Here is a 19,543-nt window from a genome sequence, read left to right as displayed (position 1 = left end):
TGGACGGAAAGGTGGTGATGACGCCCGGCGTCGCACCCGGGACACCGGTGACTCACCCGGGGGGCAGCCAGCAAGGCAGGGGGCCCGGAATCCGGACGGGGGTCCACATGCGGGACCGGGAGGCAGGTGCCGGGGGGCGCTGGCCTGGAGGGTGGGCAGTCCGGTAGAGGACGGAACGCGGCCTGCATCGCCGGTCCGGCCATCCCTTCCACACCCACGTGACCATGCCCTTCCGTCCGAAGCCGTCCGCGTTCGCGCTGATGTTGTGCCTGATGTGCGCCACCGCCTCGGGGGCCGCGCCCCACCGGCTGGTAGTCTCCAGCGGCGATTGCCGGGACGCGGAGCTGAGCGGCCAGTCCAAGGCGTTCTACGACGCCCTCCGCGCCCGCCCTGAACAGCACGTGCTGAGCGCGCCCGAGTTCGCCGAGCGCCTCTTCCCCGACTCCTCGCGCTCCTTCGAGGACCTTCAGCGCCAGCTGGACGCCGCGCAGGACCAGTTCTACGAGGGCCGCAACGCCCGCGCGACCCAGCTCCTGGACGACGCCCTGCGCGACATCCGCCGCCTGCCGCCGGGCGAGCCTCGCTGGAAGCTCTTCGCCCACGCGCAGCTCCTGCACGGGCTCAACCACCGGGCGCTGGGGAAGACGAAGGACAGCGACGCGGCCTTCCTCCAGGTGCTGCGCCTCCAGCCGAAGTACCAGTTGGATCCGGACCAGTACGCCCCCTCCATCCGGCAGGCCTTCGAGAAGCTGCGCCGCGACCTGGCCAAGACGCCGAAGGTGAAGTTGTCCCTGAAGTCCACGCTGCCCGCGGCGGACGCGTACCTGGAGGGCTTGAGCGTGGGGCAGACGCCGCTCACGCTGGAGCTGCCCGCGGGCGCGTACGAGCTGACGATGGTGAAGGGGGACGCGGTGAGCTTCCCCCGGCAGGTGCAGGCGCAGGGGGCGGACACGCCGCTGCTGGTGGACCTGGCCTACGAGGGGTCCGTGACGGCCGCGCCCTTCCCGTGCCTCTCCGCCGCGGACGGCAACGAGGAGCGCACCTGGAGCCACGCGGTGCGCCTGGGCGGCACGCTGGGCGTGGAGGAGGTCATCGTCGTGCGGCTGGAGCGCCCGAGCAGCGGGCCCAAGTGGTTCGCCGCCACGGTGCTCAACGTCGACGGCGGGCAGAAGCTGCGCGAGGGCGGCTTCAAGACGCAGGGCCTGGACGCGCCCGGTGAGGCCCTCTCCGCGCTGGTGGACTTCGTCACCACCGGGCGCTCGCCCTCCAACCTCGTGGTGATGAACAACGCCAACGGCAAGGCGCCCTGGGACGCGGGCGGCGCGCGGGGCACGGCCGGCGCCTCCGGCACGGGCGCGGACCTCACCGCGCCCAACCTGCTGTCGGAGGATGGCTCCGGCGGCGCCCCCAGCACGGGCCTGCGCACGGCGTCGTACGTGGCGATGGGCGCGGGCGTGGCGGCCCTGGGCGGCGCGGGCGTGGTGCGGCTGTTGGCCCAGAAGGACCTGAACGGCCTGGAGGACCGCCGCGCGGCCAACGGCGGCCAGCTGGTGAGCACGGATGCGCGGGCCGTCGCGCTGCGCGACTCGCTGGTGGGCAAGAGCAACGTCATGACGGGGCTGCTCGTGGGTGGAGGCGCGGCGGTCGTCACCGGGGCGGTGCTCTTCCTGGTGTCCTCCCCCTCGAAGCCAGCGCCCGTGACGCTGGGAGTGACGGCGGACGAGACGGGCGCGGCGGCGAGCGTGTCCGGAGCGTTCTGAGCGGACGGTCCCGGCCAGAGGTCCCTGGCCGGGAAGCGCCGGGCGCGTAGAGTCGCGCCCCATGCGCGCTTCCCTCCTGCTGTTGCTGCTCACGGCGAGCACCGCCCTCGCCGCACCCCGGACGTTCCGCGTCGACTACTTCCACACCGGCAACGCCACCGAGGAGCGCTTCAGCCTGGAGCGGCTGGTGGTGGAGCCCCTGCCCTGGCCGGGCCACCCGGCGAGGGCCATCGACGAGACGAACCTGGGAAAGTACCTCTTCGAGGTGCGGGACCGGCGGACGAACCGGATCCTGTTCTCGCGCGGCTTCGCCTCCATCTTCGGAGAGTGGGAGCTGACGGACGAGGCGAAGCAGGCCCACCGCACCTTCAGTGAATCGCTGCGCTTCCCCGCGCCGGACAGCCCCGTCCAGGTCATCCTGAAGAAGCGCGACGCGCAGAACGCCTTCCGCGAAATCTGGTCACTGGTGGTGGATCCGAAGGACCCCTTCGTGGATCCGTCCTCGCCGCCCGCGCCGGGCCCACTGCTGAAGCTGCTGGAGAACGGGCCGCCGCAGGACAAGGTGGACTTCCTCATCCTGGGGGACGGCTACACGGAGGCGGAGCGCGCCAAGTTCGAGAAGGACGCGCGCAAGCTGGTGGAGATCCTCTTCAGCTATTCCCCCTTCAAGGAGCGCAAGGCGGACTTCAACGTCTGGGGCCTGATGCCCAAGGCGGCCGAGTCCGGCATCTCCCGGCCCTCCACCGGCGTCCACCGCCGCCCGCCCCTGGGCTCCACCTACGACGCCTTTGGCGCCGAGCGTTACATCCTCACCTTCGACAACGCCGCGCTGCGTGACACCGCCGCCTTCGCGCCCTACGAGTTCGTGGAGATCCTCTCCAACGGCAACACCTACGGCGGCGGAGGCATCTACGGCCTCTTCAGCACCGTGGCCGCCGACAGCCTCTGGGCGCCCTACGTCTTCGTCCACGAGTTCGGCCACCACTTCGCGGGGCTGGCGGACGAGTACTACACGTCCGCCCCCATCTACGGCGCCGCGCCCGAGGAGCGGGTGGAGCCCTGGGAGAAGAACGTCACCGCGCTCCACGACCCCGCCCAGCTCAAGTGGAAGGACCTGGTGGCGCCGGGGACCCCGCTGCCCACGCCCTGGAATCAGCCCGCCTATGACGCGCACGCCCTGCAGGTGCAGCAACGCCGGCAGAAGATTCGCTCGGAGCGTAAACCCGAGTCGGAGATGGACGCGCTCTTCGTGGCGCAGCGGGACTGGGAGGAGAAATTCCTGGGCACGCAGAAGCTGTCCGGGAAGGTGGGCGCCTTCGAGGGGGCGCACTACGAGGCGAAGGGTTACTTCCGGCCCCAGATGGACTGCATGATGTTCACCCGGGACCGGGTGCCCTTCTGCGCGGTGTGCCAGCGCGGCATCAGCGAGGTCATCGACCTGTACGCGGGTCCAGCGTCCGCCCCGGCACGGAAGAGTCCCTGACTTCCTTCGATTCCCAGGCCCCTGGGCGTCCTTTCAGGTGACAGGGACGTGGCAGGTGGTTGGGCAAATGGACGCCCCTCTGTTTTCGGGTGTAAGGGGGACCGAACCTGCAATCTGGACCCCCATCTGGGAGGCATTCACATGCTGAAGCAGAGCCTGAAGCGGAGCTGGCTGCCGGCGCTCGTGACCACCGTGTTCGTCACGGTCGGCACGGGTTGCGGCGACGAGTGTGTCGATCAGTTCGACTGTCGTGACAAGGGCGCGGCGCCCGCGGGCCAGATCTACGCCTGCGTGGAGAACAAGTGCGAGCTGCGCACGGTGAACACGCCTCCGGAAGAGGACGCGGGCACCACGACGGACGCGGGCACCGACGGTGGCACCACGACGCCGGCGCAGACGAGCGCGCAGATCTCCGCGTTCATCGCGGCCCCGACGGGCGCTCTGGCCACGCCGCAGCCCGTGAGCGGCGCGTTCGTGACCTTCATCAAGCCCGAGGTGACGGGTAGCTCGGCCACGGAGGCCTCCGGCTTCTTCCTGCAGGCCGAGGCCAACGGGCCGGCGATGTTCGTGCGCGGCTCCGCGTCCACCACGGCGGTCGCCGTGGGTGACCTCGTGACGCTGAACGTCACGGAGAAGGAGATCATCAGCGGGCTCAACGTGGCGAAGACCGTCACGGACCTGACCGTGGTGAGCAAGAACAACGACGTGTCGGGCCTCAAGGTGGACATCTCCGGCGAGAGCAGCTTCGAGGACGGCGGCACGACCGGCATCTACGAGAGCCGCCTGGTCACCGTGTCCGGCAAGCTGGAGGCGGGCGCTGGCAGCGGCTCGTCCTTCACCGCCTTCCCGCTGATCACCACGGGTGAGCCGTCCCCCAGCCCCCTGCGCCTGCGCGTGCCCAACACCCTGTCCACGGACCTGGACCTGGTCCTGGGCTGCGACGTGGCCGTGCCCACCGGCATCGTCTGGCGCTTCAACGCCCAGCCGCAGGTGTCCGTGTTCGCGCCGGAGCAGCTCACCATCACCTCGTGCCCCGCGCCGAAGCTCACCGAGGCGCGTGCGCTGAGCGCCACGGAAGTGCGGCTGACGTTCGACCGGAGGCTCGACGCGGCCAGCGTGGAGGCGGCGGACTTCGGCATCACGCCGACCGTGGCCGTCTCCGCGGCGACGGCGACGGGCAACCAGGTCGCGCTGACCACTGCGGATCTGACGGCTGGCACTGAGTACACGGTGACCGTGAACGGCGAGGTGAAGGACACCGCCGGCAAGGCCGTGGACGACGCGGCCAAGACCGCGAAGTTCACCGGCCTGACGTCTGCTCCGACGGGCGCGTCGCTGGTCATCAACGAGATCGACTACGACAACGTGGGCACCGACAACGCGGAGTTCCTGGAGATCTACAACCGCGGCACCGCGGCGGCGGACCTGACCAACGTCAAGCTGGTGTTCGTCAACGGCGACTCCACCGCCAACCCGCGCGTGGAGTACCTGAAGTTCAACCTGGCCGACACCAAGGACGCGCAGGGCAACGCGGTCACGTCGCTGCCCGCGGGCGGCTACATCGTCGCGGCGGCCGAGCCGTACTTCACCACGGCGACCCTGCCGGCGGGCACGCTGCGGCTGATCATCAAGTCGGCCACCAACGCGAACACCGACATCATCCAGAACGGCAGCGGTGACGGCGTGGGCCTGGTTGACGACACGACGGGCACGCTCCTCGACACCGTGTTCTACGAGCCGGGCAACCAGAACAGCACGTTCTCCATCGCCACGGCCGCGGGTACCGTGTCGCTGAACTTCGCGGAGGGCACGCGCACCTCCGCGTCGGACTCGAACTCCGCGGCGGGCTCCCTGCAGCGGACTCCGAACGGCAACGACACGAACGACAACAACGCGGACTTCGCGTTCGTGACCACCCCGACGCCGGGTGCGCCGACGCCGTAATCGCCGGACCTGACACCTTGACGTAACCCAGGGCCGCGTTCCCCCACCGGGGGGCGCGGCCCTTCTTCTTGGAAGACAGGGGGATGTGTCACTCTTGGAAGCAGGGGATGCACCGCCCGTCATGGCGGTGGGCCGCAGCCCCCCCTTGCAGCGTCCGGACCGGATGGCATCCATGGCTCTTCCTCGAATCGTCGCGCCGCTCGTCGCCCTGCTGCTCACCGCGTGTCCCAGCTCCACGCCTCCGACGCCGGTCGTGCCTTCCGACGCCGGGGTGAAAGCCGACAGTGGTGTGCCCTCCGACAGCGGCGTGACTTCCGACGGTGGCGTGCCCGGTGATGGCGGTACACCTGACGACGGTGGCGTGCCCGGTGATGGCGGTGTGCCGGACGATGGCGGCTCGCCTTCCGATGGCGGTGTGCCGGACGATGGCGGCTCGCCTTCCGATGGCGGTGTGCCGGACGATGGCGGCTCGCCTTCCGATGGCGGCAGCATGTCCCCCGATGCGGGAGTTCCGGATGCAGGCATTCCGGCGCTGACGGTGACGTCCCTGGGGCTCGGGGACGGACGCGTGGGGCAGCCCTACGCCATGACGTTCACTGCCTCCGGCGGGCGGGCGCCGCTCACCTGGAGCTTCACCGGCACGCTGGCCGCGGGGCTCACCCTCTCCACCGACGGCGCCCTGTCCGGCACGCCCACCGCCGCAGGCACGGTGCCCTTCACCGCCATCGTGCGCGACGCGGACGGCCAGACCGCGTCCGCGCGGCTGCTGATGAGGGTGGAGCCGCCCCTCTCCCTGTTCACCGTGGGCCACTGGAACCTGGAGTGGTTCGGCGCGCCCAACCAGGGCCCGGCCAACTCCACCTCCGACGGCGGCGTGCCCGACGACCTCCAGGTCGCGGGGGCGACGAACGTCATCCGCGACGCGGGGGCCCACGTCTGGGGCCTGGTGGAGATGGTGGACACCGCGGACTTCAACACGCTCATGGCGGGGTTGCCCGGCGGCTACAGAGGCTTCCTCGCCAACAACACCACCTACGTCCTCAGCGGCACGTCGCTGTACTCCGCGGGCGAGCAGAAGCCCGGCATCCTCTACGACAGCTCGCTCACCTACCGCAGCGCGCAGATCATCCTCACCGCGCAGGCCGCCGACTTCGGCGGACGCCCGCCGCTGCGCGTGGACTTCACCACCCGCATCCACGGCGAGGACGCGCCGCTGGTCGTCATCGTCACGCACATGAAGGCCTTCGAGGACATGACGTCCTACGGCCAGCGCCAGCGCTCCTCGGCCGCCCTCAAGAGCTACCTGGACCAGTGGCTGCCCGAAGCGCGCGTGCTCGTCATCGGCGACTGGAACGATGACCTGGACCACTCCATCTCCACGCAGAACGGCGTGGCGCTGCCCACGCCCTTCCTGAACTTCCTGGACGACCCCACGCACTACACCTTCCTCACGAAGGTGCTGACCGACGCCACCATCCGCACCACCACGGAGTACAACGAGGTCATCGACCACACGCTCGTCACCGACGAGGTCGCCGTGGACGCGGTGCCCGGCGGCGTCCAGGTGCTCCGGCCCGACGCGACCATTCCGGACTACGCCCGCACCGTCAGCGACCACTACCCCGTCCTCACCCGCTACGACCTGAGCGGCGTTCCCGGTCCGCGCGTGCGGGTCACCGAGCCCCTCGGTGGCACGTTCATCGTGGGCACCCCGCTGGCGGTCACGTGGCGCTCGGCGGGCGTGAGCACCGTGCGCATCGAGGCCACCTACGACAGCGGCGACATCTGGAGCGTCGTGGCCCCCTCCGTGAGCGCGAGCGCGGGCACCTTCACGTGGACCGTGCCGGACGTGGAGAGCGACCTGGTGCGCGTGCGCGTGGTGGACACGGCCAACGCGTCGCGCTTCGACATGAGCCCCGGCCGCATCTGGTTCACGCGCGCGGAGCCCCGCGTGATCATCAACGAGCTGCTCGCCAACGAGCCCGCGCTCCCCGGCGGCACCGCGCACGAGTTCGTGGAGCTCTACAACACGGGGACGGCCCCGCTGGACCTGTCCGGCTGGACCCTGTGGGACGCCCTGAACCCGCAGCACGTCTTCGCCGCGGGCACGGTGCTGCAACCGGGCCGGCCCCTGGTCGTCTTCGGTGGGCCCGCGGGCTTCCCGGCCGGCACGCCCGACACCGTCGCGGCCTCCAGCGGGTCCCTGAGCCTCAACAACACGTCGGACAGCGTGCAGCTCAAGCGCCCGGACGGCGGCGTCGTGGACCGCGTCGAGTACTTCAGCACCGTGGACGCGGTGTCCATCAACCGCTCCCCGGACCTGTCGCCAGACGCGAGCTTCGTGCTGCACACCACGCTGACGCCCGGGCTGCAGTCCTCGCCGGGCCGGCGCGCGGACGGAGGCGCGTTCTAGTCAGCGCAGCGGCGGGGCCGCGGGGTCGGGCCCGGGCTCCGGCTCCGCGGGCACCGCCTCCACGTCCCGGGCGATCCACTCCTGGCCATGGTCCTCGTAGGTGACGCGGATCTCATCGCCCTCGGACATGTCGTGCAGCTGCACGTTCTCGTCGGCGCGCTTGAGCCGCGTGGCCTCGTCCACGAAGACCTCCTGCTCATGGCCATGGCCGTCCACGAAGAGCAGCTCGTCATCGCCCACCCAGGACACGCGGCCCGCGGCCCAGCCCATGGGTCGGGGCTGCTGACCGGAGCCGCCCGTCCCCTCTGGCGCCGGAGCGGGGGGCGGCGCGCCCTTCGCCTCCGAGCCCGCGGTCTTCAGCGCCTTGGGGTCCACGGTCTCCTTGGAGGCCATCAGCCCGCGCAGCACCTCCGAACGTCCCTCGCGGTGCTTCGCGGAAGGGCCGTCCGCCCCCGGCTCGCCGCCGTGGCACGCCGACAGTCCCCCGAGTCCCACCAGGCCCAGCACCAGCAGGCCCGCCGTCCCGCGCATTCTTCGCATTGGCCACGTCCTCCCGCGTCGTGCGAAAGAGCCCGCATCCCGACGGAGTCCGTCCATGGCGCACGAGCCCGCTCTCCCCCGGTAAAGATGGGGACACCCTGCCCCGCCGGGAACCACGACCGTTCGGGCCTGGGCCTGGCTACCCGACGCGCCCTCCTCCCCGGCCGGAGGGCGGGCGGGCACGCGCTGCCCCGCTGCCTTCCGGAAGCAGCGCCTATCCGGCCAGGAGCCAGTCGCGCACCGCGAGGAAGCGGGCCGTGGGTGCCGCGGCCCTGCGCCACGCGACATAGAGCGTTCCCCGAGGCCGCCGAGCGGAGCGCCGGCCCTGCTCTGGCGTGAGCGTCACGACCCGCTTCTCGCGCACGGCGGGCGCCACCAGGTAGTCGGGCAGCACCGCCAGCCCCACGCCCGCATCCACCAGGGCCAGCATCTCGTCCAGGTTCGCGACGCGGCACACCACCTGCGCCGGCAGGGGCTCCTTTGGCCCGAAGGCGGCGCGCCACCACGGCGCCAGCATGGCCAGGTCCGCGTCGAAGGCGATGAACCGGTGCGCACCGAAGTCGCGCGCCCCACGCGGGGTTCCCCAGCGCTTCAGGTACGCGGGCGCGCCCACGGCGACGAACTCCTCCTGGGCCACCGGCCGGACCTCCAGTCCCGGAGCGTCCGGCAACAGCCCGAGGATGCCCAGGTCCAGCGCGCCCTCCAGCAACAGCCGAGACACGCGGCTGGGCACGTCGAAGCGCACGTCCAGCCGCAGCTCCGGGTGTCGCGCCAGCAGGCCCGGCAGGCGGGGCCGGAGCCAGTACCGGAAGAAGGGCCAGGGGCCGCCCAGGGACACCTCGCCGCGCACCGCGCGCTGGGCTTCGGAGGCTGCTTCCAGCGCCGCGTCCAGCGCGGGCAGGTGCTCGCCCAGCCGCGCGACGAGGGCGGCGCCCGCCGGAGTGAGACGGGCCCGGCGCCCCACCCGTTCGAACAGCGCCACGCCCACGTGCCGCTCCAGGGCCTTGAGCTGCTGACCCACGGCGGAGGCGGTGATGCCCAGGCGCGTGGCGGCGGCCGCGTGCGTGCCCGCCCGGCTGACCTCCCACAGCGTCCAGAGCGCTTCGTGATTGCCAAGCATGGCTTCAGTTTATGTGAAGCAGCTCTCGATTTTCTTGGGGAGGGCCGGGACGTATTTCATCGCCCATCGCCCCCGTGGAAGGGGGCTCGAAGGAGGACGTCCCATGGAAGCGCTCACCGCCGTGAAGGTGCTGCTCATCGTCACCAGCCACTCGCAGTTCGGGAACACCGGGGAGAAGACGGGCTTCTGGTTGGAGGAGCTCGCCGCGCCGTACGAGCAGTTCACCAAGGCCGGGGCCCAGGTGGACATCGCGTCGCCGCTGGGCGGCAAGGCGCCCGTGGATCCGCGCAGCGAGAAGGAGCAGACGGACGACACACGCGCCTTCCTCGCGGACGCCGAGGCGACGAAGAAGCTGGCGAACACGAAGGTGCTCGCCCAGGTGAAGGACACCTACGACGCGTACTTCGTGGTGGGCGGGCACGGCGTGATGTGGGACCTGGCGAAGCACGCGCCGACGCACCAGCTGCTGTCCGCGGGCTACGCGCGGGGCTCGGTGGTGGCGGCGGTCTGCCACGGCCCGGCGGCGCTGGTGGGCGTGAAGGGACCGGACGGCAAGCCGCTGGTGGCGGGCAAGCGCGTGGCGGCCTTCAGCAACGCGGAGGAGCAGGCGGCGAAGTTCGACGCCATCGTCCCCTTCCCGCTGGAGACCCGGATGCGCGAGCTGGGCGCGCGCTACGAGTCCGGTCCGTTGTGGAAGAGCTTCACGGTGCGCGACGGGCGGCTCGTCACGGGGCAGAACCCGGCGTCCTCCGCCGCCACCGCGCAGGAGGTCCTGAAGGTCCTGGCCGAGAAGAAGCAGGCCCCGGCCCCCAAGGGCTGAGGTCCGCCGCGTCAGCCGAACTGGAAGCCGGAGATGCGCGTCCCCATCATGGAGCCGGACCAGGCGGTGGTGCCCCGGTCCTCACCGGCGGCACCGGCGGCGACCATCAAGGGGAGCAGGTGCTCCTCGCGAGGATGGGCGAGCCGCGCGTAGGGGGCCTGCATCCACTGCGTGAGCTTCGCGTCGCGCTCGGCCGCGGGAGAGGTGGCGGCGTCCTGCACCCACGCGTCGAACTTCGCGGAGACCTCGTGCGCGCGCGGGTCTCCGAAGGCGCGCAGGTTGTGGAACGTCATCCCGCTGCCGATGATGAACACACCCTCGTCGCGGAGCGGCGCGAGCGCCCGGCCCATGGCCAGGTGCTCCGCCGGGTCCAGCCCCTGCTTCAGCGACAGCTGGACGCAGGGGATGTCCGCCTCCGGGTACGTCAGCTTCAGCGGGATGAAGGTGCCGTGGTCGTAGCCGCGCGCCGGGTCCTCCGACGTGGCGAAGCCCGCCGTGGAGAGCAGTTCGCGCACGCGCGCGGCGAGCCGTGGGTTGCCCGGCGCCGGCCAGGGGATGCGGTACGACTCCGGCGGGAAGCCGTAATAGTCATACAGGATGGGCGGCGCGGCGGACGTCATCACCGTGGCCACGGGCTCCTCCCAGTGGGCGGAGATGACGAGCAGCGCCTTGGGTGGCGTCGCGAGCTGCTGGCCCACCTGACGCAGGTAGGTCGCGAGCGCCTGGACCTCGGCTTTCGGAAGGCCCATCTCCACGAAGGGCCACGGGCCACCGCCGTGAGGGATGAAGACGACGGGCAGGCGCGAGGGGACGGTATTGGACGGGTCGGTCGGCATGGGGGCCTCTTGAGCCATTCAACTCCACGGGTGGACCGGCGCGCCAACGCACTCCGGGTGGACCCCTGCGTCCGCTTGAGACACGACGTCTTCTGCTATGAACCCGCGCTGGGGGACGGATGGGTGGTCCCGTCGCGAAGGGGGTTGCATGAAGAGCATCATCGGGTGGGCGCTCGCCGCGTTCGGCGTCTTTGGCATTGGCCTCGAGATCGACAAGCTGATCAATGGCACCGCGGACCACACGGTCGCGGGGATCATCCTCGGCGCCGTCTTCGTCCTCGGAGGCCTGGCGCTCGTCCGCTCCGCGCGGCGCGCGAAGCTGCCGCCCGAATTGAGGGATGCGCCTGTCGTGGTGCGGCCCTCGCTGGACTCCCGCGACGTCGAGCGGGCCGTGCTCGCCTGCGCGCAGGGACACGGCGGCCGCGTCACCATCGCCGAGGTGGCGACGGGCACGCACCTCTCCTTCACCGAGGCCAAGGAGGTGCTCGAGGAGCTCTCCCGCGCGGGCGCCTGCACCATGGACGTCACGGAGAACGGCGCGTTCATCTACGAGTTCACCGGCCTGATGCCGCGTGAGACGGCTCCCTCGGCGCTCAAATCCTGAGCCTCGCGCTCCTGCTCAGACCTCCTCGTCGGGCAGGGATGGCACTCCACAGGCCGAACACCTCCCTGCTCGCAGAGCCCGCCGCGCCTACCGTCCCAGCTTGAGCGTCACGGTCGCGGAGTCCTCCACCGACCCCTTCAGCGTGAAGCGCAGTTCCCAGACGCCGGGCATGAAGAGGTCCGCGTCGGAGACCTCGAAGCTCCCTGGCTCTCTCGCGGTGACTCGAGGAACTTCGGAGATGCCGTGGCCCATGGCGGGCATCCAGGGCTGGACGGACAGCACGACACCGGACACCGGCGTTCCCGACACCGTGTCGGTGATTCGCACCTGGAACACTTGAACGCCTCTTCGGAGCGGTGTCATCGAGGAGAGGACCTCGACGCGGAGCCGGCCGGATGCGCTGGCCACTGTTCCCACGGTAGCGACCGCGCTCACCTGGCCAGCGTCTGGTGCGGCGGAGGGCGTCGCTCCCAGCAACAGCATTCCCATCAGCAGTGCCTTGATCATCCTTGCCGTGTAGCGGAAGAGGCCCGCCCGGGTTCTGCGACAAGGTGTCGCATCGCGCATGCGGTCTGGATGCGAGAGGGTGCGCCATCATGTCCGCCCTTCCGTCCTCTTCCGCGCAGCCCCGCTCGTGGGTGTTCGTGGTGCTGGGAGCCGCGGGGCTGACCGTGTCCGCGCTCGCATGCGCGGCGCTCGTGCTGGTGCTGGACTTCGCCTGGTCGGAGGCGCCGACGACGAATGCCTCGTGGGAGCTGGAGGTCCCCCCTCCTGTGTATGGGCCACTGCCCTCGCTCACCCTTCGCGATGAGCAGGGCCAACCGCTGGAGACCGGGCAGCTTCGGGGACAGCTCACCCTGATCCACATGGACGCGCATCCCCTCCCCTTCCTGCGGCAGGTCCAAGAACGGCTGAAGGCCGACGGCGTCCCAGTCCAGGTCGTCATCGCGACGTCGCGCGACTCCACGGTGCTCCACCCGGATTGGCAGCCGCTGCGGGACAGCGGACGCCTTCTGTTGCTGGTGGACCAACGCCTCCAGGTCCGGGGCGTCTACGACTCGAACCAGACGCCATCCACTTCCGAACGCGTCATCACGGACGCGCGCTGTCTGCGCTCCTGTCCCCCTCTATGAAGACCCCATCCCTATTCGTGCTCGCCGGAGCAGCGGTCATCGCGTTGCTGTTCACCGCGTGGCCTCGCGTTCAACGCGAACGCGCGCGCATCGCCGCGGAGAACCTGCCCTTGTACGGGCCGCTCCCGCGCTTCGAGCTTACCGCCCAGACGGGACGTCCCTTCTCCGACACCGACATGCGGGGCCACCTCTACGTGGCGGACTTCTTCTTCACCCGCTGCCCCACCGTCTGCCCGCTGCTCACGGAGAAGATGCTGCGGGTGCAGCGACAGGCCCGGGAGCAGGGCTTGGACGTGCGCTTCGCCTCGTTCAGCGTCGACCCTCGCTACGACACGCCGGAGAGGCTGACCGCCTATGCGCGCGACCATCGCATCGACACGTCCAACTGGACGCTGCTGACAGGGCCGCTGGACCAGGTAGAGACGACCGTCCTCGATGGCTTCCGGGTGATGATGGGCCGCGACGCCGACGCGGGCGAAGACGACTTCTTCAGCGTCTTCCATGGGGAGCACTTCGTGCTCGTGGACGCCCGGGGACAGCTTCGCGGCTACTACCGGGTCACCGAGGGAGCAGGCGGATTGGAAGCCCTGCTCCAGGACGCCGCGCTGCTGGCCCAGGCCCCGGAGTAACAACACGGAATTCAGGACAACCCGAGCGTCCGGTGGCAAGGGGTGAGTACACTCGCGCGGCCGTCCATCCTCGCCCCGCCTTCGACCCGGAGAACAGAGTGTCGCACCCCACGATCCGCACCATCCTCGGCGCATCCGCCCCGGACTCGCTTGACCCCTTCAGCACCGCATTGCTGGTGATCGACTTCCAGGAAGAATACTTCAGCGGAAAGCTGCCCATTCCGGATGGGACGCGCGCACTGAACAACGCCAGGCGACTCATCGCCTTCGCGGATCGGCACAAGCTGCCGGTCTTCCACGTGTGGCACGTGAGCCCGTCCGGCGCTCCCGTCTTCGCCCACGACAGCGCGACGGTCTTCTGCCACAAGGACCTCCAGCCGGCCGCCCATCACAAGGTCGTGAAGAAGAACCAGATCAGCGTGTTCCAGGGCACGGAGCTCCATCACGAGCTGCAGATCTCCCGAATCAAGACGCTGATCATCTCCGGCCTGATGACCCACGCCTGCGTGGCCGGCGCGGCGCGCGATGCGGTCCCCCTCGGCTACAACGTCATCGTGGCGGACGACGCCTCGGCCACCCGGGACATCGATGTGCCCGGCGGCGGCACCATTCCCCATGATGTGCTGCACAAGTCCGCGCTGGTGACCATCGCCGACACCTTTGGCGCCGTCATGGGCACCAACGCCATCGTGAACTTGAGCGTCCGCTGACGTGAAGGAAGTCAGCGGGCTCGCCGCGTCGGACGCGCCCGCTTTCTTCCCGTGATGCTGGCGCCTGCTGGATCGCGAAGTGGACGCTCAAAAGGATGCGGATTGCATGAGCCCCGCTCGGACCAACAATTCGCGCACCCGCCGCGCCAGCGCGATGTGCTCGGGGTTGGCCACGGTGAATCGCTCGGGGGTCAGGATGATCAACGTGCCCTTGTCCTCGACCGGCTCGATGCGCACGGGGGTGGGCAGTGGCGGCACCGCGCCCAAGCGAAGTGAGAGGTACGTAAACCACCCAAGGGAAAAGGGCGCCGAGTCTGGCTCCGGGTACTGCATCCTGTAGGCAGTCGAGCCCGCCAATGCCCAGTCGGGCTCCCAGGCGGAAATCATCGCTCTCACGATGCCTTCCAGGACAGGAGTCGTAACGATCCGGTCCGCGTTCGGCCCCCTTCTGGGTAGTGGCATCACGCAGTGATTGGGGTTGGCACCACTGTAGTCGCCGCACTTGATGCGCAGGTCTACGCTGTCCGCGCCGATTCCTCCGTTCCCGAACCAGAAGCTAAAGCCAAGATCCTCGAAAGCAGGCCCCCCCTTCTCGCGGTTCACCCCGCGCTGAAACATCTCGGCCAGCGTCGGCACATCGGGTGGCATCAGAGGATGCTTGAGTGCGTCCTTCCGTGACCTTGCGGGCTTGTACCAATGGGCAAGGAAGGGATCACAGGAGGCCAGGAGGTTGAGGAATGCCGCTGTCCGCCGGGCACACTCTTCGGGAGACTCCTTGCGTGAGCCCCAGTAGGCGCAAGCATTGTAAGTCTCCGGGTATATCTCTGGCGTGGATGTGCTGGTCACGAATCAACCTCTTCAGAGTGCCGGAGTGTGGACGACTTCAACTCCTTTGATTCCCGCTTCCTGAAGGAGCTTCCGCATTGCGTCGGCAGCACGCTTTTCCGCAACGTGCCATCGGATGGGAACTCCACTCTCCCTAAGCTTCCTACTCTGTCGATCAGCCTGAGCAATAAGGTCCTTGGCCCCAGAATGGCGGAACCACTCCTTGGGCTCCAGTTCATCGAAGAACCTGGCGTACCCGGGGCCCTTGGCCTCCAGTAGTACACCGTCCTTGAAGCCATCGAACTTCACGCCTCCGCTGTTCGGGCCCACGCCTCCGACCCAATACGATTCATCCGCCGTGTGCCCGGTGATCTGCTCCTGGTAGCGCCGGGCACGCGTGGACATCGACTCCTTCGCTTGCCCCCACTGCCCCGGTCCCCGGGAAGGTGCTCCTCCCTTCGAGGCCGTGTTCGCCCGCTGGAGGATGATGGTCGCCCCAGGGCCGCCGCTGAGTGCCGCCGCCGCGCGCCCTGCTGGCGCCGCGACGCGCTCCAACGCCAGCGCGCCCTCCGCCGACAGCGCGAGCACCGGCACCGAGACTTCCGCCCCCAGCGCCATCCCCTTCAGCGTCCGCGTCGTGGCCGAGGCCGCGCCCCCGGTGATGAGCAGGCCCGTCGTGAGCCGCGACACCTCGCGGATCTGCTCGCCACGGGTCATGGACTGGAAGCGCTCCCAGTACGCGGGGGAGGAAGCGATGAGGGCCGCCACGCCCGCTGGCAGGTGGCTCAGTCCCGCGATGCTGTCCACGGGACGCGTAAGCAATTGTCCCAACGCGTGGTACAGCTCCGCGAAGGCGTCCTCGGCTCCGTCCAAGGTGCGGCTGATGACGTCCGCGTCGTCGTACACCTCGGCCAGGGGACGCCAATCCGAGGCCTGGAGCTGCGCGTCCACGGCACGGAAGACGCCGCCCTTGCCGCTGTAGAAGCGGCCCAACTCGAAGTTGCCCGCGCGGAAGGCGCCGTCCTTCCACTCGACGGGCGCAACCTTCTGCTGCGTGTCCCCGTTGAGGGCCCACGCGAGGTATCCATCCGGCCGGAGGACGGCTACCCGCTCCCGGGAGAAGCGCTCCACCCTGCGCAGCAACTCCTCGCGCGAGACTTCGCCGCCCTCCAGCACCTCGCGCAGCAGGAAGCCAGCCGCCATGCGGGGCGGGAAGGTGCCCAGCGTCACGGGTTTCCGCATCAGTTGCTCCAGCAGCCGCGCGGCCTGCGTGGGCGTCAGCGAGCCACCCGCCAGGGGGCGCGAGTCATGGGCCTCCAACCCCGCGTCCGTCAGGAACTCCTCCCAGGCGTCTTCCCTCGCGTCACGGTGAGGGAGGCTGCCGCCCACGTCCCTTGCCCTTGCTCGCGAGTCCTCGCCCGCCGTGTCCTCCCGGAGATTCCGGTGGCGTGCCATCCGCGCTTGATCCCCGGATGTCGCGAGGGACGGCCGCGACGCGGCCCGAGAGGCAGGTACCTCCCCGCGTGGCGACTGTGCCCACTCTGGCTCGGGGGCAGAGGGCTGCGTGTAGCTCAGGCTCATGCCTCGGCGAGGCGTGGGCGACACCGAAACGCAACCCGTCGACAGCATGGCGAGGGCCAGCAGCAGGGCGTCAGCGCGCATTGTCCACCCCCAGGCCCAGCGAGGCGAAGGCGCCCGGCCGCAGCGTGCCCACGCCCTCGGGGAACAGCAGCGTGCCCGCCATGCCCATCGCGTAGAGCTTCCCGCCCAGCAACCGCCAGCGCAGTTCCGCCCCGCCCAGGTAGTGCGCTCCAGGCTGTCCCGCCCCCACCGCGAGCCCCTTCAAGGCGACTTCCACGGAGCGGTCAAAGAGCTGCACCGCCACGCGCCCGTCCACGTCGAAGCGCCCCCAGTTGAAGGCCTCCACCCCCAGCGACAGCTTCAGGTGCTTGTGGACACCCCAGTAACGGACCGCGTCCCAGCCCAGCTCCGCCTCGCCATAGGCTGAGTACCCGTCCGGGAAGGACGCCTCCGCCAGCGCCACGCCTTCCGGCCCTGCCGCCTTGAAGCGCGCCAACTCGTAGTCCGGACCGAAGAAGCCCTGACGGAAGCCGCCGTGCTGCCGGCGCCCTTCCAGGCGCAGCAGCAATCGCAGCGTGGGCGTCCTCGCGTCCACGCCCGCCCCCACCACCGCGCCCCAGGCACCGCCTTCACCGGGTCGGCCGCCCCAGCCCGCCTGGACGTTCACCTCGTAGGTGGGCCGCACCACCACCACGGCCATGGCGTCCAGGTGCGCCAGCGTCACCGATGGCGTCCTGCCTCCGGCGCGGCCCCAGTCGTGTACCGCCGACAGCGCCAGCGTGTAGCGCGCCTTCTCGCGGGGTGGGCCAAAGAGGACGTGCTCCACGTCCAGGGAGAACTCCGCCCCCATGAGGCGCGCGCCCAGCACGTCCGAGACGAAGGCCTCCGTGTAGAGGGGCCCAAGGGTGCCAGTGAGAAATCCGCCCGCCGGGTGGTAGTCAGGGTTGAGGCGCCCGCCGTAGCGTCGCACGAGGTGCGCGGACAGCAGGCTGTAGCCCTCCAGCGCGCCAAACCAGACACCCACGGGCGCGTTGTCCGAGCCCAGCTTGAGGGCACGCACCACCTGCCCGAAGTCCGAGACGATGTCCCAGTCCTCCCTCCTCACGAGGTCGGTGCCATCCCCCCACAGACGCAGCCGCACCGGAGCGCCCAGGTTGAGGCCGAACTCCTCGCCTCGCTCGAAGACAAGGGTGGGCTCCACCTGGAGGAAGCCCTCGTCCGTGCCGACGCCCGCGCGCGGCAGGAAGGACAACGTCGTCGCCTCCACGCGCAGCAGGTTGCGCCAGGCCTCGTCCAGTGGTCGCCGTTCCTCCTCCACGGGCGGCACCTCCGGGACGTCCGCGGCCCATCCGGCCACCGGCAACAGCAGCCACAGCCAGACAGCCCCACTTCGCGTCATTCGCATCCACGCCCCCTGGGAGTGACACCTCCGAGGAGAGCAAAGGACACACGTCTGACATCAAACCCGGCACCTACCGGCCACGCGCCGCTGTCCAGCGGGGGGAAGGGAAAGGAGGGCCGGCCGCGTCGAGCCAGCGACTGTTACCGCCGCGTCAGGAGCAAGGCGCCCGGTCCCAGCTCTGTCGTCGTCTCGTCCGCGCTGCGCAGCGGGCGCGGCTCCGTGCGGATGGCGTCCTGACTCAGCGGTGGAAAGGCCGGGATGATGCCCCCCTCGTCCTCCAGCAGATTCAGCTCCTCCATGGCCTCGCCGCCTTGGTGGAGCGACCTGGACCTGCCGCGCGGCAAACTCCAGGTCCGGCGCACCCACACGAATGGACAGGAAGGATTGCCCAAGGGTGGCCGCGAGCGCGGAGTGGACCTGCCCGCGTCCGTGGTCGATGCCCTCAAAGGAACACTGGCACCTGCGCGGGGCCTACGTGTTCTGCCAGGAGGACGGCCAGCCGCGACCGACGGCCTGATGCGGCGACCGCTGGAGCGCTGCCTGATTCGGGCGGAAATCACCCGCGAACAGGGCCGCATCGGCTGGCATGACCTCCGCCACACCTACGGCAGCCACATCGCCATGCGCGGTGTCCCGCTAAAGGTCATCCAGGAGCTGATGGACCACGCCACCATCGCAATGGCGATGCGGTACGCCCACCTCTCCCCGGAAACGAAGGAGCGCGCCGTCCAACAGCTCGACGCGCCCGCTTCGCAGACTCGCGCCGCTCTGGCCTGACCGCGCCAGAGGGGCACAGCGGTAGCTACTGGATCGCGAAGATGAGCGTCACCTTCGCCAGTGCGACAGGAAACCTCACGCAGGACGCGCGGTTACCCACCTGTCGCCCTGGTTTCGCTCGGGGCGCCATCCCGTGCTGTTCCGGGACGTTCCCTGGTGTGCCCCTTCAATCCACGCTGGAGGGGCACACTGGGGGCACATGACCGCCCCACAAGAGGGTGTTGTCGCCCCTGGGACGGTGAACAGCGTAGATGCATGAGGAAGAGCTACCCGTCGGGCCTCTCGGACATGCGGAGGGCGCTGGTGGAGCCGTTGCTTGAGGAATTCTACCGACGAGGCGACCGTCCGCCTCTTCACCTACGGCGGCGCATTCTCGATGCCCTGCTGAACGTCACGCGAGGAGCCATCTCCTGACGGATGCTGCCTCACGACTTCCCCTCGTGGGACACGATGTACAGCTGCTTCCGGCTGTGGCGTGACGCAGGGGTTGCTGGAGTGCATTCACGCAGTGCTTCGCACGGAAACACGTCACCGCCTGGGACGCGATGTGCCTCCCAGCGCAGGCGTGTTGGCCAGCCAGACGGTGCAGACGACGGGAAAAGGAGGGCCCAGGGGGTACGACGGTGGCAAGAAGGTGAAGGGCAGGAAGCGACACCTGTTGGTAGGTAACCGTCCGGCCAGTGACGTGCCGGGAGGCTTGATGACAAACGCGGACCGTGCTCGGCGAGCGCCGCGAGGAGCGAGCTGTTCAGGGACTGGGCTGGAGGGGTGACTCGGGCGGGTCAGCGGCGCGTCGCCGCTTCCACTCGTGAGGTAGCAGCTCACCGATGCGCGAGTGCGGGTGCGTCTGGACGCGCAGCAGGACATCCGCGAGGTAGTCCTCGGGATTGACGCCGTTGGCCTCGCAGGTGGCCACCAGTGCATAGAGGCCAGCGAGGTTTTCCCCCGCGGCCTCGTGGCCGACAA

Annotated in this window: 19 protein-coding genes; 10 read left to right on the top strand and 9 right to left on the bottom strand. The window is 69.8% G+C overall.

Annotated elements, in window-relative coordinates:
- Nucleotides 1–224: 224 nt before the first annotated feature.
- The 4 genes from D7Y21_RS17060 to D7Y21_RS17045 all read left to right on the top strand — a co-directional run bounded on the left by D7Y21_RS17060 (nt 225) and on the right by D7Y21_RS17045 (nt 7,600).
- On the top strand, nt 225–1,760 hold the full coding sequence (locus tag D7Y21_RS17060; protein WP_121714410.1) for a PEGA domain-containing protein: 1,536 nt from the start codon (nt 225–227) through the stop codon (nt 1,758–1,760).
- 61 nt (nt 1,761–1,821) lie between these two features.
- Nucleotides 1,822–3,243: an IgA Peptidase M64 gene (locus D7Y21_RS17055; RefSeq protein WP_121714409.1), complete on the top strand. Its 1,422-nt coding sequence runs from the start codon at nt 1,822–1,824 to the stop codon at nt 3,241–3,243.
- 141 nt (nt 3,244–3,384) lie between these two features.
- The gene (locus D7Y21_RS17050; RefSeq protein WP_120566880.1) at nt 3,385–5,187 is read left to right on the top strand and encodes a lamin tail domain-containing protein; all 1,803 of its coding nucleotides are present in this window, start codon (nt 3,385–3,387) and stop codon (nt 5,185–5,187) included.
- 172 nt (nt 5,188–5,359) lie between these two features.
- Nucleotides 5,360–7,600, top strand: coding sequence for a lamin tail domain-containing protein (locus tag D7Y21_RS17045; protein WP_233612135.1), 2,241 nt, complete (start codon nt 5,360–5,362; stop codon nt 7,598–7,600).
- Here D7Y21_RS17045 and D7Y21_RS17040 read toward each other — a convergent pair whose 3' ends face one another.
- Nucleotides 7,601–8,140, bottom strand: a complete 540-nt coding sequence (locus D7Y21_RS17040) for a hypothetical protein (protein ID WP_147443375.1) — start codon at nt 8,138–8,140, stop codon at nt 7,601–7,603.
- A 214-nt stretch (nt 8,141–8,354) separates the two neighbouring features.
- Entirely contained in the window at nt 8,355–9,260 is a 906-nt protein-coding gene (locus tag D7Y21_RS17035; protein ID WP_120566877.1) for a LysR family transcriptional regulator, read from the bottom strand.
- Nucleotides 9,261–9,363: 103 nt separating this feature from the next.
- Here D7Y21_RS17035 and D7Y21_RS17030 point away from each other — a divergent pair, with 103 nt between their 5' ends.
- Nucleotides 9,364–10,080, top strand: coding sequence for a type 1 glutamine amidotransferase domain-containing protein (locus tag D7Y21_RS17030; RefSeq protein ID WP_121714405.1), 717 nt, complete (start codon nt 9,364–9,366; stop codon nt 10,078–10,080).
- 11 nt (nt 10,081–10,091) lie between these two features.
- Here the strand turns inward: D7Y21_RS17030 and D7Y21_RS17025 are convergent, their stop codons facing one another.
- Nucleotides 10,092–10,916: a class III extradiol ring-cleavage dioxygenase gene (locus D7Y21_RS17025; RefSeq protein ID WP_121714403.1), complete on the bottom strand. Its 825-nt coding sequence runs from the start codon at nt 10,914–10,916 to the stop codon at nt 10,092–10,094.
- Between the two features lie 148 nt (nt 10,917–11,064).
- Between D7Y21_RS17025 and D7Y21_RS17020 the strand changes: the two genes are divergently transcribed.
- The gene (locus D7Y21_RS17020) at nt 11,065–11,520 is read left to right on the top strand and encodes a hypothetical protein (protein WP_121714402.1); all 456 of its coding nucleotides are present in this window, start codon (nt 11,065–11,067) and stop codon (nt 11,518–11,520) included.
- Nucleotides 11,521–11,607: 87 nt separating this feature from the next.
- Here the strand turns inward: D7Y21_RS17020 and D7Y21_RS43350 are convergent, their stop codons facing one another.
- The gene (locus D7Y21_RS43350) at nt 11,608–12,003 is read right to left on the bottom strand and encodes a FixH family protein (protein ID WP_255427329.1); all 396 of its coding nucleotides are present in this window, start codon (nt 12,001–12,003) and stop codon (nt 11,608–11,610) included.
- 113 nt (nt 12,004–12,116) lie between these two features.
- On the opposite strand from D7Y21_RS43350, the gene D7Y21_RS17010 reads away from it, so the two are divergent.
- The 3 genes from D7Y21_RS17010 to D7Y21_RS17000 all read left to right on the top strand — a co-directional run bounded on the left by D7Y21_RS17010 (nt 12,117) and on the right by D7Y21_RS17000 (nt 13,992).
- Nucleotides 12,117–12,653: a hypothetical protein gene (locus D7Y21_RS17010; protein ID WP_121714400.1), complete on the top strand. Its 537-nt coding sequence runs from the start codon at nt 12,117–12,119 to the stop codon at nt 12,651–12,653.
- 17 nt (nt 12,654–12,670) lie between these two features.
- A complete protein-coding gene (locus tag D7Y21_RS17005) occupies nt 12,671–13,282 on the top strand; it encodes an SCO family protein (RefSeq protein WP_233612133.1) in 612 nt (203 codons plus the stop codon).
- A 98-nt stretch (nt 13,283–13,380) separates the two neighbouring features.
- A complete protein-coding gene (locus D7Y21_RS17000) occupies nt 13,381–13,992 on the top strand; it encodes a cysteine hydrolase family protein (protein ID WP_121714396.1) in 612 nt (203 codons plus the stop codon).
- An 87-nt stretch (nt 13,993–14,079) separates the two neighbouring features.
- On the opposite strand, the gene D7Y21_RS16995 is transcribed toward D7Y21_RS17000, so the two are convergent.
- The 4 genes from D7Y21_RS16995 to D7Y21_RS41805 all read right to left on the bottom strand — a co-directional run bounded on the left by D7Y21_RS16995 (nt 14,080) and on the right by D7Y21_RS41805 (nt 18,099).
- Entirely contained in the window at nt 14,080–14,838 is a 759-nt protein-coding gene (locus D7Y21_RS16995; protein ID WP_121714394.1) for an immunity 52 family protein, read from the bottom strand.
- A 12-nt stretch (nt 14,839–14,850) separates the two neighbouring features.
- Nucleotides 14,851–16,272, bottom strand: a complete 1,422-nt coding sequence (locus tag D7Y21_RS16990) for a Tox-REase-5 domain-containing protein (protein ID WP_233612131.1) — start codon at nt 16,270–16,272, stop codon at nt 14,851–14,853.
- Between the two features lie 196 nt (nt 16,273–16,468).
- Nucleotides 16,469–17,803 (bottom strand): hypothetical protein, encoded by a 1,335-nt coding sequence (locus tag D7Y21_RS16985; RefSeq protein WP_121714390.1) that lies wholly within the window; start codon nt 17,801–17,803, stop codon nt 16,469–16,471.
- Between the two features lie 137 nt (nt 17,804–17,940).
- The gene (locus tag D7Y21_RS41805; protein WP_158627303.1) at nt 17,941–18,099 is read right to left on the bottom strand and encodes a hypothetical protein; all 159 of its coding nucleotides are present in this window, start codon (nt 18,097–18,099) and stop codon (nt 17,941–17,943) included.
- Here D7Y21_RS41805 and D7Y21_RS16980 point away from each other — a divergent pair.
- Nucleotides 18,098–18,577: a tyrosine-type recombinase/integrase gene (locus tag D7Y21_RS16980; RefSeq protein ID WP_158627302.1), complete on the top strand. Its 480-nt coding sequence runs from the start codon at nt 18,098–18,100 to the stop codon at nt 18,575–18,577. The genes D7Y21_RS41805 and D7Y21_RS16980 overlap by 2 nt on opposite strands.
- Before the next feature lie 748 nt (nt 18,578–19,325).
- Here the strand turns inward: D7Y21_RS16980 and D7Y21_RS16970 are convergent.
- Nucleotides 19,326–19,543 (bottom strand): transposase domain-containing protein (locus D7Y21_RS16970; protein ID WP_147469311.1); only part of this gene is annotated, 218 nt, incomplete at its 5' end.

The organism is Corallococcus sp. AB045 (assembly GCF_003668895.1).
GTDB lineage: Bacteria > Myxococcota > Myxococcia > Myxococcales > Myxococcaceae > Corallococcus > Corallococcus coralloides.
Note: the sequence above shows the minus strand (reverse complement) of the source record. Positions and strands in the feature narration are given on the sequence as shown.

Coding starts and splice junctions, on each gene's coding strand:
- D7Y21_RS17055 (WP_121714409.1), top strand. CDS start 1,822: ATGCGCGCTTCCCTCCTGCTGTTGCTGCTCACGGCGAGCACCGCCCTC.
- D7Y21_RS17030 (WP_121714405.1), top strand. CDS start 9,364: ATGGAAGCGCTCACCGCCGTGAAGGTGCTGCTCATCGTCACCAGCCAC.
- D7Y21_RS17020 (WP_121714402.1), top strand. CDS start 11,065: ATGAAGAGCATCATCGGGTGGGCGCTCGCCGCGTTCGGCGTCTTTGGC.
- D7Y21_RS17045 (WP_233612135.1), top strand. CDS start 5,360: ATGGCTCTTCCTCGAATCGTCGCGCCGCTCGTCGCCCTGCTGCTCACC.
- D7Y21_RS17035 (WP_120566877.1), bottom strand. CDS start 9,260: ATGCTTGGCAATCACGAAGCGCTCTGGACGCTGTGGGAGGTCAGCCGG.
- D7Y21_RS17040 (WP_147443375.1), bottom strand. CDS start 8,140: ATGCGAAGAATGCGCGGGACGGCGGGCCTGCTGGTGCTGGGCCTGGTG.
- D7Y21_RS17025 (WP_121714403.1), bottom strand. CDS start 10,916: ATGCCGACCGACCCGTCCAATACCGTCCCCTCGCGCCTGCCCGTCGTC.
- D7Y21_RS17060 (WP_121714410.1), top strand. CDS start 225: ATGCCCTTCCGTCCGAAGCCGTCCGCGTTCGCGCTGATGTTGTGCCTG.
- D7Y21_RS43350 (WP_255427329.1), bottom strand. CDS start 12,003: ATGCTGTTGCTGGGAGCGACGCCCTCCGCCGCACCAGACGCTGGCCAG.
- D7Y21_RS41805 (WP_158627303.1), bottom strand. CDS start 18,099: ATGGAGGAGCTGAATCTGCTGGAGGACGAGGGGGGCATCATCCCGGCC.
- D7Y21_RS16990 (WP_233612131.1), bottom strand. CDS start 16,272: ATGGCACGCCACCGGAATCTCCGGGAGGACACGGCGGGCGAGGACTCG.
- D7Y21_RS16980 (WP_158627302.1), top strand. CDS start 18,098: ATGGCCTCGCCGCCTTGGTGGAGCGACCTGGACCTGCCGCGCGGCAAA.
- D7Y21_RS17050 (WP_120566880.1), top strand. CDS start 3,385: ATGCTGAAGCAGAGCCTGAAGCGGAGCTGGCTGCCGGCGCTCGTGACC.
- D7Y21_RS17010 (WP_121714400.1), top strand. CDS start 12,117: ATGTCCGCCCTTCCGTCCTCTTCCGCGCAGCCCCGCTCGTGGGTGTTC.
- D7Y21_RS16985 (WP_121714390.1), bottom strand. CDS start 17,803: ATGCGAATGACGCGAAGTGGGGCTGTCTGGCTGTGGCTGCTGTTGCCG.